The sequence below is a fragment of the Streptomyces sp. NPDC044033 genome (genome assembly GCF_056434425.1).
Genome location: NZ_JBWKFF010000011.1, coordinates 169,320 through 185,320 on the forward strand (window position 1 = coordinate 169,320; position 16,001 = coordinate 185,320).

The 16,001-nt window shown below is 71.1% G+C and carries 13 protein-coding genes; 10 read left to right on the forward strand and 3 right to left on the reverse strand.

Annotated features, from left to right (window positions below; genetic code table 11):
- Positions 1-251 precede the first annotated feature (251 nt).
- From AC07AB_RS20895 to AC07AB_RS20925, 7 genes are all read left to right on the forward strand, one after another.
- A complete protein-coding gene (locus AC07AB_RS20895) occupies positions 252-920 on the forward strand; it encodes a TetR/AcrR family transcriptional regulator (protein ID WP_478568985.1) in 669 nt (222 codons plus the stop codon).
- Entirely contained in the window at positions 913-2,283 is a 1,371-nt protein-coding gene (locus AC07AB_RS20900; RefSeq protein WP_478568988.1) for a phenylacetate--CoA ligase family protein, read from the forward strand. The genes AC07AB_RS20895 and AC07AB_RS20900 overlap by 8 nt, the downstream gene beginning before the upstream one ends.
- Before the next feature lie 277 nt (positions 2,284-2,560).
- Entirely contained in the window at positions 2,561-3,103 is a 543-nt protein-coding gene (locus AC07AB_RS20905; RefSeq protein ID WP_478568991.1) for a hypothetical protein, read from the forward strand.
- 93 nt (positions 3,104-3,196) lie between these two features.
- Entirely contained in the window at positions 3,197-4,033 is an 837-nt protein-coding gene (locus AC07AB_RS20910) for a DUF4097 family beta strand repeat-containing protein (RefSeq protein WP_478568994.1), read from the forward strand.
- Between the two features lie 297 nt (positions 4,034-4,330).
- Positions 4,331-5,539 (forward strand): cytochrome P450, encoded by a 1,209-nt coding sequence (locus tag AC07AB_RS20915; RefSeq protein ID WP_478568997.1) that lies wholly within the window; start codon positions 4,331-4,333, stop codon positions 5,537-5,539.
- A gap of 279 nt (positions 5,540-5,818) precedes the next feature.
- Complete coding sequence (locus AC07AB_RS20920) at positions 5,819-6,727, forward strand: glycoside hydrolase family 19 protein (protein ID WP_478569232.1); 909 nt, start codon at positions 5,819-5,821, stop codon at positions 6,725-6,727.
- A gap of 290 nt (positions 6,728-7,017) precedes the next feature.
- Positions 7,018-8,379 carry an MFS transporter gene (locus AC07AB_RS20925; protein ID WP_478569000.1) on the forward strand — a complete coding sequence of 454 codons (1,362 nt, stop codon included), beginning with the start codon at positions 7,018-7,020 and terminating at the stop codon, positions 8,377-8,379.
- A 152-nt stretch (positions 8,380-8,531) separates the two neighbouring features.
- Here the strand turns inward: AC07AB_RS20925 and AC07AB_RS20930 are convergent, their stop codons facing one another.
- Both AC07AB_RS20930 and AC07AB_RS20935 read right to left on the reverse strand, forming a co-directional pair.
- The gene (locus tag AC07AB_RS20930) at positions 8,532-10,124 is read right to left on the reverse strand and encodes a PTS ascorbate transporter subunit IIC (RefSeq protein ID WP_478569234.1); all 1,593 of its coding nucleotides are present in this window, start codon (positions 10,122-10,124) and stop codon (positions 8,532-8,534) included.
- Between the two features lie 98 nt (positions 10,125-10,222).
- A complete protein-coding gene (locus AC07AB_RS20935) occupies positions 10,223-11,008 on the reverse strand; it encodes a PTS sugar transporter subunit IIAB (protein WP_478569003.1) in 786 nt (261 codons plus the stop codon).
- Positions 11,009-11,165: 157 nt separating this feature from the next.
- Here AC07AB_RS20935 and AC07AB_RS20940 point away from each other — a divergent pair, with 157 nt between their 5' ends.
- Positions 11,166-11,978: an SDR family NAD(P)-dependent oxidoreductase gene (locus AC07AB_RS20940; RefSeq protein WP_478569006.1), complete on the forward strand. Its 813-nt coding sequence runs from the start codon at positions 11,166-11,168 to the stop codon at positions 11,976-11,978.
- Between the two features lie 212 nt (positions 11,979-12,190).
- Here the strand turns inward: AC07AB_RS20940 and AC07AB_RS20945 are convergent, their stop codons facing one another.
- A complete protein-coding gene (locus tag AC07AB_RS20945; protein WP_478569009.1) occupies positions 12,191-12,496 on the reverse strand; it encodes a hypothetical protein in 306 nt (101 codons plus the stop codon).
- Between the two features lie 499 nt (positions 12,497-12,995).
- Between AC07AB_RS20945 and AC07AB_RS20950 the strand changes: the two genes are divergently transcribed.
- Both AC07AB_RS20950 and AC07AB_RS20955 read left to right on the forward strand, forming a co-directional pair.
- On the forward strand, positions 12,996-14,378 hold the full coding sequence (locus AC07AB_RS20950) for a family 2B encapsulin nanocompartment shell protein (RefSeq protein ID WP_478569012.1): 1,383 nt from the start codon (positions 12,996-12,998) through the stop codon (positions 14,376-14,378).
- A complete protein-coding gene (locus tag AC07AB_RS20955; protein WP_478569015.1) occupies positions 14,365-15,972 on the forward strand; it encodes a SufS family cysteine desulfurase in 1,608 nt (535 codons plus the stop codon). Before AC07AB_RS20950 ends, AC07AB_RS20955 begins: the two co-directional genes overlap by 14 nt.
- Positions 15,973-16,001 lie beyond the last annotated feature (29 nt).

Here is a 16,001-nt window from a genome sequence, read left to right on the forward strand (position 1 = left end):
CGGGCGCTCTCGGGCACACCCAGATAGGTCCCGTTGATCGGGTCGATTTCGATGACCACCCCCACACCCCCCCCCCCCACCCCCCCCTCCCCCCCCGGGGCCGGCGGCCCTTTTCCCGCGTACGGGGCGCGGGGCGGCGCCCCCTTTCCCGGGCACGGGGCGCGGGGTCACGGCCCGGTTCCGGGGCGTGGGGCGCGTACCCATCGCCCCTCTCTAGTTTCAATACAGAGCTGTACTGTATTGTTTCTTCCGTGAAGCTTGGCGACAACGACACGCACTCCGCCGACCCATCCGCACGGTCCCCCCGACCCCCCGGCCGCCCCCGCAGCCGCGAGGCGGACGAGGCGATCCTCGCGGCCGCTCTCGACCTGCTGATCGAGCGGGGCATCGGCTGGGCCAGCATCGAGCAGATCGCCCGCCGGGCCGGGGTCACTCGCGCCACGGTCTACCGGCGCTTCCCGAACCTCACCGATCTGCTGGTACGGGCGATCGAGTGGGAGTACCGGGAGGTGGACGCCGCGTCATTGCGCTGGCCGGACATCGACGGGATGGTCACGGACTGGGCCGGTTACCTCAGCCGGCCCCGTGCGCGCCGGCTGATCCGCCGGCTCTACGGCGCGGTGGACGACCTCCCCGAACTGCTGCGCGCCTACGACAGCGCCCATGGCCGACTCCGCGGCCAGGCGGTCCGCGCCACCCTCGAACGGGCCCGCGCGGCCGACCGCCTCCCCGCGGACAGCGATCCGGAAATCCTCCAACAACTGCTCAGCGGCGCGGCGCTGCAGCACCTCGCCGCCTATCCCGACACCACTGGCGCGGACGAGGTGAAGGCGTACCTCCTCGCCATACTCCGGCAGGCCGGCCACCGGCCGGACACCGAGCGGGCCGGGTCCCGGAAGGAGCACGAAGCACATGAGTGAAAGCACGTCGCGGCTGGGGCGGGACATCCGCCGGGCCCGCAGGCAGGGCCTGCCCGCGATCACGCGGCGCCAGGAGGAACGGCTGGCCGATATCGTCGCCCACGCCCGCGCCACGTCGCCCTACTACCGCGAGCTCTACCGCGGTCTGCCCGAGCGCGTGACGGATCCGTCGCTGCTGCCGGTCACCGACAAGAAGAAGCTGATGGCGAGCTTCGACGACTGGGTGAGCGACCGCGACATCACGTACGAGAAGGTGTCCGCCTTCGGCGACGATCCGGCGCTGATCGGACAGCGGTTCCTGGGGAAGTACATGGTGGCCACCACCTCGGGCACCAGCGGCCGGCGCGGCCTGTTCATACTCGACGACCGGTACATGGACGTGACCTCGGCGCTGACCTCCCACGCGCTCACCTCCTGGCTGGGCCCCGCCGACATCCTGCGGGCCACTGCCCGCGGCGGGCGCTTCGCCCAACTGGTCGCCACCGGCGGGCACTACGCCGGGTTCGCCGGGTACTCGCGCATGGTCCGCGAAGGCGGATGGCGCGCCAAGCTGATCCGGGCGTTCTCGGTGCACACCCCGATGGGGGAGCTGGTCGGCCGGCTCAACGCGTACCGCCCGGCCGTCGTCATCGGATACGCCAGCACGATCATGCTGCTCGCCGCCGAGCAGGAGGCGGGCCGGCTGCGCATCGATCCGCTCCTGATCGAGCCCGCGGGCGAGACCATGACCACCGGTGACACGGAGCGCATCGCGGCCGCCTTCGGCACGAAGGTCCGCACGGTATACGGCGCGACCGAGTGCGCGTACCTCAGTTACGGCTGCACCGAGGGGTGGTATCACATCAACAGCGACTGGGCCGTGGTCGAGCCGGTCGACGCGGACCACCGGCCCACTCCGCCCGGGGAGTTCTCGCACACCGTCCTGGTCAGCAACCTCGCCAATCAGGTGCAACCGTTCCTCCGCTACGACCTCGGCGACAGCGTTCTGGTCAGGCCCGATCCCTGCCCCTGCGGCAGCCCCCTGCCGGCGATCCGCGTCCAGGGGCGCGCCGGGGACGTTCTCACCTTCCCCACCGGCCGCGGTGAGCACATCAGCCTCGCTCCGCTGGCCTTCGGCACGCTCTTCGACCGCACGCCCGGAATCGAGCTGTTCCAGATCGAGCAGACCACCCGTACGACACTGCGGGTGCGGCTGCTCACGGCCGCTGGCGCCGACCCGGACCGCGTATGGCAGGCCGCCCGCCTTGAGCTGACCCGCCTGCTCGCCGACAACAAGCTGGACGGCGTCACTGTCGAACGGGCCGAGGAGCCGCCCCGGCAGGCGCCCGGCGGGAAGTACCGTACGGTCATCCCGCTCGGCTGACCGCCGCCGCCCCTCCCCTGGGCTGCCGTCAGTGGTCGGGGGTGGCGTGGTGTCGACAGTCGGGCGTGGAGCGGTATCGGTGATCGGGTGTGGCGCGCCATCAGGTGTCGGGCGTGGCACACCATCAGGTGCCGGAGGTGGCGCACCTTCCTCGCAGGCACCGACAGGCGCCGGCAGGCAGACCGGCCGGTGCTCCCGGATGCGCCGGCCAGGCACTGGCACCAGGTGTGCGCCAACCCCTCTTGCGATGGCGTCACGATGGTGCCATTATGGCGTCATGGACCTCACGCCGTATGTCGACAACCTCCGGCACGAGCTCGCGGTCGCCGCGGATACGGGCGGGGACGAGACGCGCGAGCTGGCCGAGCGACTCACCACCCCCTTGGAGTCGGCCGTCCGGCTCATGCTGCTGGACGCGCTGTCCAGCGCCATGGGCGAGGTCACCCGTGACCTGGCACCGGGCTCGGTCGACGTACGGCTGCGCGGACTCGATCCCGAGTTCGTCGTGACGCCACCACCGGCCCTGGAGGGGTTCGGGGAAGCTGAGGGCCATGAGGGCCCGCCAAGCGGTGCGCGGGCGCCCATGGCACCCGTTCACTCGGCCCCGGACGGCGACGACGGCGGTACGGCACGCGTCAACTTGCGGCTTCCCGCCCACCTCAAGGCCCGCGCCGAGGAGGCGGCCGGGCAGGAGGGGCTCTCGGTCAACGCCTGGCTCGTACGGGCTGTCGGCGCCGCGCTGGAACCCACTGAGCGCGGCCGGACGCCGGAGCATAGGCGCCATATGGGCCGACAGGGCTTCACGGGCTGGGTCCGCTAACCGGGCGCAGCCGGGACGGCGTTCGAGCACCACTTCTCCTTCACCCGCCCCACCAGCGGGAACGCATACCTGAGCCATGAGGACGGGACAGCCATGCCTACCTTCGACACTCCGGGACCGATCTCCGTCACCCTTGAATTCGACGTCGGTTCCACCCGGATCGCCGCGACCGAGCGCATCGACACGGTCGTCGAGGTACTACCGAGCAATGAGGCCGAAGCCGCCGACGTGCGCGACGCCCAGCAGACCAAAGTCACCTATGCGGACGGCAAGTTGCGGATCAAGGGGCCCAAGAAGCGTTCCCTGTTCGGCAAGAGCGGGTCGGTCGACGTGCGCGTCGAGCTGCCGGCCGGCTCGGACGTCCACGGCACCACCCCGATGGCGGACTTCACCTGTACCGGACGCCTCGGCGAGTGCCGGCTCAAGACGTCGCTCGGCGATATCCGGGTCGACGAGGTGGCGGCCGCGTTCCTCAAGACGGGCCACGGGGACATCCACGCGGCCCGCGTGACCGGGGATGCCGAGGTCATCGGAGCCGGCCGGATCGAAGTCGACACGTTCGGGGCCGCGGCCAGGATCAAGAACGGGAACGGCGAGACCAAGGTCGGCGAGGCCACCGGCGACCTCCGGGTGAACGCCGCCAATGGCGTCATCTCCATCGATGTCGCGCACGCCGGGGTCGACGCCAAGTCCGCCAACGGCGGCATCCGGGTCGGCGAAGTGACGCGCGGCCACATCGCGCTCCAGGCCGCCGTCGGCGATGTCGAGGTCGGCATCGGCGAGTCCACCGCCGCCTGGCTCGATGTGAAGACCGGTGTCGGCGGCGTGCGCAACTCCCTGAAGTCCGCGGACGGCCCCGACACCTCCGACGAGACGGTCGAGGTGCGCGCCAGTACCGGAATCGGCGACATCGTGATCCATCGCGCCTGAGCCACCGCGCCGGGCAAACAGCCCCACCGGCACTCCTGGCCGCCCAATTAACCCCCGCAGCAGCCCTTTGGGGCTCCGCCGACCCTGTCGAACGCTCCTCGGCCGTTGCCGGTATCGGCGCCGGGCGGTGAGCCGGCTTGCGCAGAGCGGCCAGTACAAGCAGCTTCGCGCAGCACATCACTCCGCGCGCCGCGCGCTGTATCACGCACCTCGCGTCATGCGCCCCGCATCACTTCACTCGCCGCCCATCGCACCGCACATGGCACGTCACTCTGCACTCTGAACCGGAGGACCCCCATGCACCGCACACTACCGACGCACTCCGAGCCGGTCACGCTGCCGGTGGACCGCCCTGAAGGCTGTCCGTTCGACCCGCCCGCCGAGTTGGCGCGGCTGCGCGAAGAAGGGCCGCTCGTCCGGATGCGGTACCCCGGCGGGCACTTGGGCTGGCTGGCCACCGGACACTCCGTGGTCCGGGCGATACTCGCGGACCAGCGGTTCAGCTCGCGCCAGGAGCTTCTGCACTCCCCGATCGTGGACTTCGGTGAGCTTCCCCCGGCGGCGGTCGGCGACCTCACCGGCATCGACGCGCCGGAGCACACCCGTTACCGGCGGCTGCTCATCGGGAGTTTCACGGTACGCCGGATGCGCGGACTCACCGAGCGGGTCGAGCAGATCACCGCCGAACACCTCGACGCGATGGAGCGCCGAGGCCCGACGGTCGATCTGGTGGAGGCGTACGCCCGGCCCGTACCCGCGCTGATGATCTGCGAACTGCTGGGAGTGCCCTACGCCGACCGGGAGTTCTTCCACCGCCACGCATCGACGCTGCTCACCCAGAGCGCCGGTGAGCAGGAGCGGGACGCGGCCATGACCGCGCTTCAGGAGTACCTGCACAAGCTGGTGCTGGCCAAGCGCGCCGGACCCACCGACGATCTGCTCAGCGACCTGACCGCCAGCGACCTCACCGATGAGGAGATCGCCGGCATCGGCGGCCTGTTGCTGGTCGCGGGTCTGGACACCACCGCCAATATGATCGCCCACGGTACCTTCGCCCTCCTCAGCAACCCGGACCAGATCGCCGCTCTGCGTGCCGATCCGGACCTCGCCGACCAGGCCGTCGAGGAGCTGATGCGCTATCTGACCGTCGCCGACACCGGGGTGCGGGCGGCGCTTGAAGACATCGAGCTGGACGGTCAGTTGATCAAGGCCGGTGAGTGCGTCACGCTCTCGTTCCAGGCCGCCAATCGGGATCCACTGCGATTCCCCGACCCCGACTCCCTGGACCTGCGGCGAAAGGCCACCGGGCATCTGGGCTTCGGTCACGGCATCCACCAGTGCCTGGGCCAGCAACTGGCACGCGTGGAGATGCGGGTCGCCCTCCCGACCCTCTTCGCCCGCTTTCCGTCGCTGCGGCTCGCCGTTCCGCCGGAGGAGGTTCCGCTGCGTACCAGCATGAACATCTACGGGGTGGAGCGGCTCCCCGTCGCCTGGGACGAGGAGTAGGCCGGTGGAGGTCGGCGTCGACCGTGAGCGCCGCTTCGATGCCGGGAGGTACGCACTCCCCTCCCCCGAGGTGCTCGGCGGGAGTTGGCGCCCTGGTCGCGCCGGTCAGGAGGCACGTAGCCGATCTGCGGTCTTGACTGGTCCAGACCGCAACGGTTGAGTAACTCATCTCTGCGGTTGCTTCCGGTCCGGACGGCGCCCGCTGGGTGCACGCTCGTGCGTCGGGCCGTCCGGCGCCGACCCCATGCGGCTCCGGCCGCACTGAGGAGTGATCAAGTGTTGCTGAGACAACGCATGGCAGCCATCCTCTCCGCCACCGCGTTCACCGCCGCTCTCGTCGTCGCGGCGCCGTCCGCGACCGCGGCCCCAACCCCTGCCACAGGCCGCACCGCTGTCGCGAGTTGCAACTACACCACGTGGACCGCCGGCAAGTCATATGTGACCGGCAATATCGTCAAGTACACGAATGGCAACTACTACCGGGCCACGCACGACAACCCAGGGTACGACCCGGTCATCAGCACCTGGTTCTGGGAGCCGTACAACTGCGGCCCGACCTCGCCCTCGACGGACTTCGTGGTGAGCGAGGCGCAGTTCAAGCAGATGTTCCCGAACAGGAACTCGTTCTATACGTACAAGGGGCTGACCGCGGCCCTGGGCGCCTACCCCGGCTTCGCGAAGACGGGCAGCGACACCATCAAGAAGCGGGAGGCCGCCGCCTTCCTCGCCAATGTCAGCCACGAGACCGGCGGTCTCGTGTATGTCGTGGAGCAGAACACCAGCAACTATCCGCACTACTGCGACCCCAGCAAGCCGTACGGCTGTCCGGCCGGCCAAGCGGCCTACTACGGACGTGGCCCGATCCAGCTGAGCTGGAACTACAACTACAAGACCGCGGGTGACGCGCTCGGCATCGACCTGCTGCACAACCCGAATCTCGTACAGACCGACGCGGCCGTGGCCTGGAAGACGGGGCTGTGGTACTGGAACACCCAACGCGGCCCGGGCACGATGACGCCGCATGACGCGATCGTCAACGACCGCGGCTTCGGCGAGACGATCCGGAGCATCAACGGAAAGGTGGAGTGCAACGGGGGCAACCCGGGCCAGGTCCAGAACAGGATCGACACCTTCCGAAGGTTCACCCAGATATTGGGCACTTCCACGGGCGGCAACCTGAGCTGCTGAGCCCGCGTCAGACCGCTCGCCACCACTCCTTCCCGATGTGAGCGGCAGCCCGCTCGCCGCCACTCGTTCCGGACGTGATCGCGGGGCCCTCGTCGCGCCGGCCCCGCGATCAGCCGGGGCGAGGCAGGACCCATCAGGTCTATCGACATCAAGTATCTTGACATCGAGATAATCGCCCGGCAGGCTACCCCTCGATCTCTTGATCTCTTGACGTCGAGATACATCCGAGGGGGCGGGCAATGCGGCGCGGCGGCATACCGGGCGGGCGGGGCCCGAAGGACGGACGGGGCTTGATCGCCCAACTGCGCAATCCGCCGGGCGGCCGCAATGCGCGGGTCATGCTGCTCGCTCTGGCCCTGGACCGGGCCGGATCAGGGCTGTGGGCCTCGTCCTCGGTCCTGTACTTCACCTTCGTGACCCATCTGAGCGCCCAGCAGATCGGTGTACTGCTGGGCACGGCCGGGGTGGCGGGCATCGTCGGCTCCCCGTTGGCCGGGCGGCTGGCGGGCCGCTTCCCGGTGCGCTCGCTGCTGGTCGGCTGTCATCTGCTCCGCTTGGTGACGCTCAGCCTGCTGCTGGTGTGCACCGAGTTCGAGGCGCTGCTCCCGGTCGTCGCCGTCACCTACCTGGGCGACCGGGCGGCGAAGATGCTGGAGATGCTGTTCGCCACCCGGACGGCGGGCGAGCGGCGCGTGGCCTATCAGGCGCTGTCGCGCAGCGCGGCGAACGCGGGTTACGGGTTCGGCGCGGGGCTCGCCGCCATCGGCCTCGCCGTGGGGACGGGCGACGCCTACCGGGTGCTGATCCTGGGCGACGCGCTGTCGTTCGTCGCCGCCGCGGCGCTGGTGTGGCGCGCCCGGGAGCCGAGGGGCGCCAGCGTCGAGGTCGCACGGTCCAACGGCGCGGCGCCCGAAGGCGCGGCCGGGGCCGCGACCGGGAGCGAGGCGGGGAGCGAGGCGGCCGTCCGGCCGGGGAGCCCGTGGCGGGACCGCGGTTATCTGCGGTTCGCGCTGCTGGACATCGCGATGAATCTCGACGACTCGATCCTCAGCGTCGGGCTGCCGCTGTGGCTGGTCAACCGGACGTCGGCGCCGCACGCGCTCGTCCCGGCCTTCCTGATCATCAATACCGTGCTGGTCGTGGTGTTGCAGCTGAGCGTGTCGCGGCGGGCCGAGGGGCCGCGGCGGGCCACGCGAGCGGTGCTGCTGTACGGGGTCATGATGTTCGCGTGCTGTGCGGTCGTGGCGGCGGCCACACAGGGCGGGGCCTGGGTGGCCGGGGCCGCCCTGCTCGTCGGGGCGTTGCTCGTCACGCTGGCCGAGCTGATGCGTTCGGTAAGTTCGTGGGAGCTGGCGGTGCTGCTCGCGCCGCCGGACGCCCGCGCCGCGTATCTGGGGGTGGCCGGGATGTCCCAGTCCATCCAGAAGTCCGCCGGGCCGCCGCTGCTGACCGGGGTGGTGATGGCGGCCGGGCCGGTGGGGTGGCTGATGCTGGGCGCGGTGGTCGTAGGGCTCTCGGCCGTGCAGAAGAGCACTTGTTCGCGGCGGCTTCAGCTTCGGCCGCCGCCGCTCCCCTCCTCGCCGCCGACCGCTTCCCCCATCGCGGCCGGGCGGGCCAAGGCGTCCCGGATGTGGGGCAGGTCGGGCCGGTAGCGGTGGCTTCGCGCCCGCACCGATATCCCGTACCGCCATCCCGTACGGACATCCAATGCGTACACCCCGTACGAACACCCCGTACGGACATCCAGTACGGGCAGGGCGTGCGGCAAACCGTTCCGCCCAGGCGCTGCCCTCCGTCGCGCGGGTCACCGCTCCCGAGACGGAGGCGGCGGCGGAGGCGGTGCCGGTGCGCCGGGCGGGGGCGCGATCCGCCCGTACGACCGGGTGTCCTCGGCGTGCGGAGCCTCACCGGGCGGTGCCGTGTCGCCCGGCGGACGACCGCTCTTCGGGAAGAAGACGTCGCGACGGGCGCCCGGGTCCCAGCCCCGTTCCACGACCCGCTTCTGCACCAGTACCGCGCCGCCCAGCACGACGGCGCCGATCAGCAGCAGGAGGACGACTCCCCCGGCCCCGCCCGCCTTGGCGGCATTGCCGATCAGGGAGCCGAACCAGCCGAAGTCGGCGTCCCCGAAAGTGGTGTTCTCCCGACCGAAGGCGCCGAGCACCTTGAGCAGCAGCGCGGGCAGGAAGGTGATCAGCAGACCGTTGAGGAACGCGCCGACCGCCGCGCCGCGCCTGCCGCCCGTGGCGTTGCCGTAGACGCCCGCCGCGCCGCCGGTGAAGAAGTGCGGTACGAGGCCGGGCAGGACGAGGGAGAGACCGAAGGCCGGGCCGAAGACCGCGGACAGCAGACCGAGGCCGACCAGGCCGCCGAGGAAACTGGAGACGAAGCCGACGAGCACGGCGTTCTGCGCGTACGGGAACACGATCGGCGCGTCCAGCGAGGGCACCGCGCCGGGGACGACCTTGCGGGCGATGCCCTGGAAGGCCGGGACGAGTTCGGCCAGGATCGTGCGGACGCCGAAGAGGATCACGGCGACGGCGATGCCGAACTGCAGCCCCTGCATGACGGCCCGCATCAGGTAGTCGCCGACGCCGCCGGCCGCTGTGCCGCCCTCGGCGGCGAACGCCTTGAACGCCGTCTCCCGGCCCGCCTTGGCGAGGTAGCCGACGGCCATCAGACCGTAGATCAGCACCATGGACAGCGCGGTGGCGACCATCGAGTCGCGCAGGAAGCGCAGCCCTTCCGGCAGCTTCATGTCCTCGGTGCTGCGGCTGCGCCTGCCCACCAACTGCCCTGCCGCGCCCGCGACGACGTATCCCGCCGTACCGAAGTGGCCGATGGCTACGGTGTCGTTGCCGGTGACGCGCCGCGTCCACGGGTGCGCGAAGGCCGGCATGGAGACGAGCATGATGCCCAGCAGCACCCCGCCGACGATCACCACAGCCGCCGACGGCAGTCCGGCCGTGGCCAGCACCATGGTCAGCAGAGTGGCCATGAACAGCATGTGGTGGCCGGTCAGGAAGACATAGCGCAGCGGTGTGAACCGGGCCAGCAGCAGGCTGACCCCGAAACCCAGGATCATCAGCCACGCGACGCGCGCGCCGTACTGGGCCTGGGCGATGCCGACGATCGCCTCATTGGTCGGGATCACGCCGTGCGCCCCGGCCGTCCCCTGGATCATCACCCCCAGCGGCCCGAGGGACTTGACCACGAGACTCGCGCCCGCGCCGATCAGCAGAAAGCCCAGCGTCGCCTTGATCGCACCGCCGATGACCTGCCCGATCGGCTTCCGCAGCGCGATCAGACCGGCGGCCGTGATGAGGCCGATCAGGTAGGCGGGTTGGCTGAGGATCTCGTCCACGAGGAACTTCGCGAGGGATACGAGCCAGTCCATGTCCATGATGCCTTCCGTCCCCGTCCCGTTCTCGGACGCCGTCCCGTTCTGCCGTCCCGTTCTCGGATGCCGTCTCGTTCTCAGACGCCGTCCCGTGCTCAGACGTCGTAGGTGTCTCTGAGCACGGCATCGGCCTCGGCCGTGCTGGTGAAGTCCTCGACCACCTTCACCGGCACGCCCACGTCGCCGAGCGTCCCCGCGATCTCCCGGGAGGTGAGGATGGCGACGGCCTCGGACGCCTTCCCCTTGGCCGAAATGGTGTCGGTGGCCTCGACCGTGACGTACTGGGACCAGCCCCAGCGGTCGAGGACCTGCTCCAGCGTGTTCTTCAGGAACAGGCTCGTACCCAGGCCGTTGCCGCACACGGTCAGGATCTTGTGCACGGCCGGTCCGGCCCCCGCCGCAGGCCCCGGCCCCGCCCCGGATTCCGGCTCCGCGTGCCCCATGAGCACAGCGTGCAGCGCCCGCGGCGTACGGGCCTCGCGGAGCGCCCGCCCGGTGCCGGGGTCCGCCAGCAGCCGCGCCAGGTCGGCCATCGCGGCCGTATGGGCGCTCGCGTCCCGTGCCGCGAGCCCGGCCACCAGGGTCACCGGATCGTTCGTCTCGTGTCCGAACTCCACGGGCTGCCGGAGGCGGACCCAGGACATACTGGTCCTCAGCACGGCGGGCGACGGCCGGGCGTGAGCGAACGCGAAGCCGGGCGCGACCACGATGTACGGTCCGTTCTCGGCCACGTTGCGGATCATTTCCGCCGTGTAGTCGGCGGTGCAGGCGCCCGTGGCGACCATCAGATCGCCCGCGGCCCGGACCGCTTCCCGCCAGTCCGACGCCGGGGCGTCCAGCCGGACGGCCTCGACGGGAAGGAGCTCGCTCAGTGTGGCCATGCGAGGGATCTTGACATGTCCCCCCTCCGCCCGGCACGGGTCCGGCGCACTTCTCTCTTCGGCGTACCGCCCGGCGGCAGGCGCTCTCGCCCGGCGGCGGGGCCCGCGCGTAGGCTCGCACGGCCTGCACGCGATCACGTTCGGAGAGTGAACGATCATGACTGACCTGCGAGTTGTCATCATCACCGGTGGAGGAACGGGCATCGGCGCCGCCGCCGTACGGCTGCTCCGCGCCGCCGGGCACCAGGTAGTGATCTCCGGTCGCCGGCCCGAGCCGCTGCACGCGCTCGCCGAGGAGACCGGAGCCCTCGCCCACCCCGCCGACGCCGGCGACCCCGACGCCGTCCGCGGCCTCGTCGACGCGGCCGTGGACACCTACGGGCGGCTCGACGGCCTGGTCCTCAACGCGGGTGTCGCGCGCGCCGGAGCCGTGGGCGACGTCTCCGTCGAGAACTGGGAGGCGGTCATGCGCACCAACGTCACCGGCCCCTTCCTGCTGATCCGAGCCGCACTCCCGCACCTGCTCCAGGCGCGGGGCTCCGTCGTCGCGGTCGCCTCGGTGGCCGCGCTGCGCAGTGGCGTGGGCAGCGCCGCGTACAGCACGTCCAAGGCCGCCCTCCTCCAGCTCTGCCGCTCGCTCACCGTCGACTACGCGCCGCAGGGGCTGCGCGCCAACACGGTGTGCCCGAGCTGGATCCGTACCGATATGGCCGACCGGCGGATGGCCCGCTTCGCCGACGAGGCGGGGCTGGGGGACGGCAGCGCCGAGGCGGGGTACGACGCGGCGACCCGGCTCACGCCCGCGCGCCGTCCGGGCGAGCCGCAGGAGGTCGCCGAGGCCATCGCCTGGCTGCTCTCGCCCGCCGCGTCCTACGTCAATGGAGCGGCCCTCACCGTCGACGGCGGGGTGACGATCACCGACCCGGGTACCGCCGCGTTCGACTTCCGCGTCGAGCCGCGCGGCGCCTGAACCCCGGCCGCAGCGGCGGCTCCGGCTCCGGCTGGTGGGCAGCCCTGTTCGCCCGTGCCAAGGCCCCGCCCGCACGAAAAGTCCCCGCCCGTATGAAAGCCCCCGCTCGTACAAAAAGCCCCCGCCCGGCGAAGGCATCGCCGAACGGGGGCTTTCGGGGCTCGCGTTCCGGTCCGCCGCCGGTTATCGGCTACGGACCGGGAAACGGCTGATCAGCCGAACGGGCCGGAGTTGTTGTTGTCGGCGTCGATGCACGCCTGGAGCTGCCGCTGCTTGGCCTTCGCCTTGGCGCGCGTCTCGGTGGCCCGCTGCCTGTCGCCGAGCTGCTCGTACTTGGCGGCCTTGGACTTGAGGCTGTTGATCTCCGAACGCATCTTCTTCACGTTGCACGTGACCTTGCCGCGGGCCGCCATCGTGGCGGTGTCGGCGGCGGTCGCGGCCTGCGCGGGGACAGCCGCGAACAGGAGTCCGCCGGCCAGTACCGCGGACGCGGCGAGCGTGGACATACGTCGGCTCATAGTTGTTCCTTCCCGTCTCCCGGGCCGCACGGGCCCGGGCGCATCTGAATAACAGCAGGTCACTGTAGCCGAAGCCCCTTCTCGGCCGTCAACGGCCGACCCGTTCGACCGTCAACGGCCGGCCCACTCGGCCGATCGCCGCCTCGCCCGTCGGGCCGGAGCCCCACCGGCCCCTGAACCGGGCGCTTTCCCGCGCCAGTCGAATTCGCCACGGGCTGGTTCTGGACGGGTACGCGCTCGGCCGCCGCACCCGGTCTGCGCATCGCCGACCGGGCGCGACGCGGAGCCGCGAGGCCGCGTACGTGGTCATGAAACCTTTTGCCCATGAATCGTTTACCTCTGTACGAATTTGCAAGAGCACCGCCGCGCATATTTCAAGCCTGTTGCAGAAAAATGCCGTCTTGTGGACACGAGGTGTCGAGCAGACCATCGGGCATCATTCCGTGCGCGGTTTTTGGCCTGCCAGCCGGATCGCGCACCGGCCCATGAGGGGGTTGCCATGAACGACCGGTTGAGTCTCAGTCCCGATGCCGCACGGCAGTTGGCCACTGCCACCAAGACCACTCCGCAGATGCGGGCGATCAGCCCGCGGTATCTGCTGCGCGCGCTGCCCTGGGTCGACGTCGAGTCCGGCGTCTACCGCGTCAACCGGCGGCGGACATTCGTCGTCGGCGACGACCGGATCAGCAGCTACACCGAGAACGACACGCACCACATCGTCGCGGAGGACCTGCGGGAGATCCCGTACCTGCGGGACGCCGACCAGGAACTGCTCACCGAGCTGGCCGGGGCCTTCACCGAAGTCAACTTCGAGGCCGGGCAGTTACTGGCGCAGGAGGGCGATTCCGCCGACCGGCTGTGGGTGCTCGTGCGGGGCCGCGCCGAGAAGCGGGTGACCGGGCGCTACGGGCAGGACGCACTGCTCGAAGTGGTCTGCGACGGCCAGTTCTTCGACATCGACGCGTGGGCCCGCGCCTGTCCCATGCCCTACCGGGTCAGGGCTCTCACCGCCGGGGTGGCGCTCTGCGCCGACCACAGCGCGCTGACCTCGCTGGCCGAGCGCTGCCAGGCCGTACGGACCGCGATGGACTCGTACGTCGCCGGGGAGATGCCCGAGCCGGGCTCCGAGGTGCCGGTGGACCTGAGCGCCGGGCACGTCGGGGAGCCGATGCTCCCGGGTACGTACGTCGACTACGAGGACTCGCCGCGCGAGTACCACATGAGCCTCGCGCAGACCGTGCTGCGCGTGCACAGCCGGGTCGCCGACCTCTACAACGAGCCGATGGACCAGACCCGGTCGCAGGCCAACCTGACCATCCAGGCGCTCCGCGAGCGCCAGGAGTCGCTGCTCCTGAACCACCCCGAGTTCGGGCTGTTCAACAATGTCGCCCCGGGCCAGCGCGTACAGACGCGTACGGGCTCGCCGACCCCCGACGACCTCGACGACCTGCTCGCCAAGGTCTGGAAGCAGCCGGGCTTCTTCGTCGCCCACCCCAAGGCGATCGCCGCGTTCGGCCGGGAATGTACCCGCCGGGGTGTGCCCCCGGTCACCGACAACAGGTTCGGCAGTCCGCTGCTGACCTGGCGAGGCGTCCCGCTGCTGCCCTCCGACAAGGTGCGGTTCGCGGGATCCGAGTCCGCCGGCACCACCGAGATCCTGCTGATGCGGGTGGGCGAGGCCGAGCAGGGCGTGGTGGGCCTGCGCCCGGCGAGCATCCCCGACGAGGTCGAACCGGGCCTGTCCATGCGCAACATGGGCACCGACCAGAAGGGCATCACCTCGCATCTGATGACGGCGTACTTCAACACCGCGGTCCTGGTGGAGGACGCCAGCGCCGTGCTCCAGAACGTCGAGGTGTCGAACTACCATGACTACTCCTGACGTCAGGAGGGGCGTACCCGGGAGCGGGGCCCTGTCCGACGCGGGGCGCCTGTTCGCGAGTGCGCCGTCGGTCGGAGCCTCCGGCGTACCGCCGACCGGGACCGGCGGGGCGCCCGCGACCCCGGCCGGAACCGGCGGAGCACCGACGGCCGGGGCCGCGGGCGTTCCCGCCGCCGCGACCGGAAGCGCCCCCTCGGCCGTGCCCGAAGCCGCGCCCGGCACCATGACCGGGAGCCCGCCCCCCACCACGCTCCCCGATGGCGCGTCCGAAGGGGCGCTCCTCGGCATGGCACAGGGTCTCGGCGCGGAGACCGACATGCCCCGGTATCCGACCACCAGCGCGGCCGGCACGCCTGGCGCGGCCGGAGCGCGGCGCGGCGGCTTCTCCCCCGAGGCGGCGCGGCAGGACGTCCCGATCCTGCACCGCACCGTGAACGGGCACCCCCTGGTCTGGCTGGACAACGGCGCCACCACGCAGAAGCCCCGCCAGGTGATCGAGGCGCTCGCCGCCTTCTACGGCGCCGCCAACTCCAACATCCACCGGGGCGCACACACGATGGCCCGCGAGGCGACGGAGGCGTACGAGGCGGGGCGCGCGGCGGTCGCCGACTTCCTGGGGGCCGCCGCGCCCGAGGACATCGTCTTCACCCGCGGCACCACGGAGTCGATCAACCTCGTCGCCCAGAGCTGGGGCCGGGCCAACCTCGGCCCCGGGGACGACATCCTCGTCCCCGTCCTGGAGCACCACTCCAACATCGTTCCCTGGCAGCTGATCGCCAAGGAGCGGCGGGCCCGGGTGGTGCCGGTGCCGCTCACGCCGGAGGGGGAGATCGACCAGGACGCGTACGCCGATCTCCTCTCGTCGCGGACGCAGCTCGTCGCGCTCAGCCACGCCTCGAACGTGCTCGGAACCGTCCTGCCCGTGGCGCAGATGACGGCGCTGGCGCACCGGTACGGGGCCAAGGTGCTGGTGGACGGCGCGCAGGCGGTCGCCCACTTGCCCGTGGACGTCCAGGCACTGGACGCCGACTTCTACGCGTTCTCCGGGCACAAACTGTTCGGCCCCACGGGCATCGGCGCCCTGTACGCGAAGCCGGAGATCCTGGCGGCCATGCCGGTGTGGCAGGGCGGCGGCAACATGATCGAGTCGGTCGACTTCGGCGAGACGACGTTCGCGGCGGTACCGCACCGGCTGGAGGCGGGGACCGGGAACATCGGCGGGGTCGTCGGGCTGCTGTCCGCCCTGGAGTGGCTGACCTCCTTCGACCGGGACGCCGTCGCCGCGTACGAGACGGCGCTGACGGGGTACGCCCAGCAGGCCCTGGCCACCGTGCCCGGCCTGGAGATCCTGGGTGCCGCGCCGGACCGGGTCGCCGTGCTGACGTTCACGCTCGCGGGCCAGGACCCGGCGGCGATCGCCGACTGCCTGGACCGGGACGGGATAGCCGTACGGGCCGGCCACCACTGCGCGCAGCCGGCCCTGCGTCACTACGGGCTGGAGAGCGCGGCGCGCGCCTCGTTCGCGCTCTACAACACCCCGCAGGAGGTGGACGAACTGGTGGCCTCCCTGCACCGCATGCAGCAGAGTCAGTGATCTCGCACCCCTGTCCCGGCGGCCAGCGC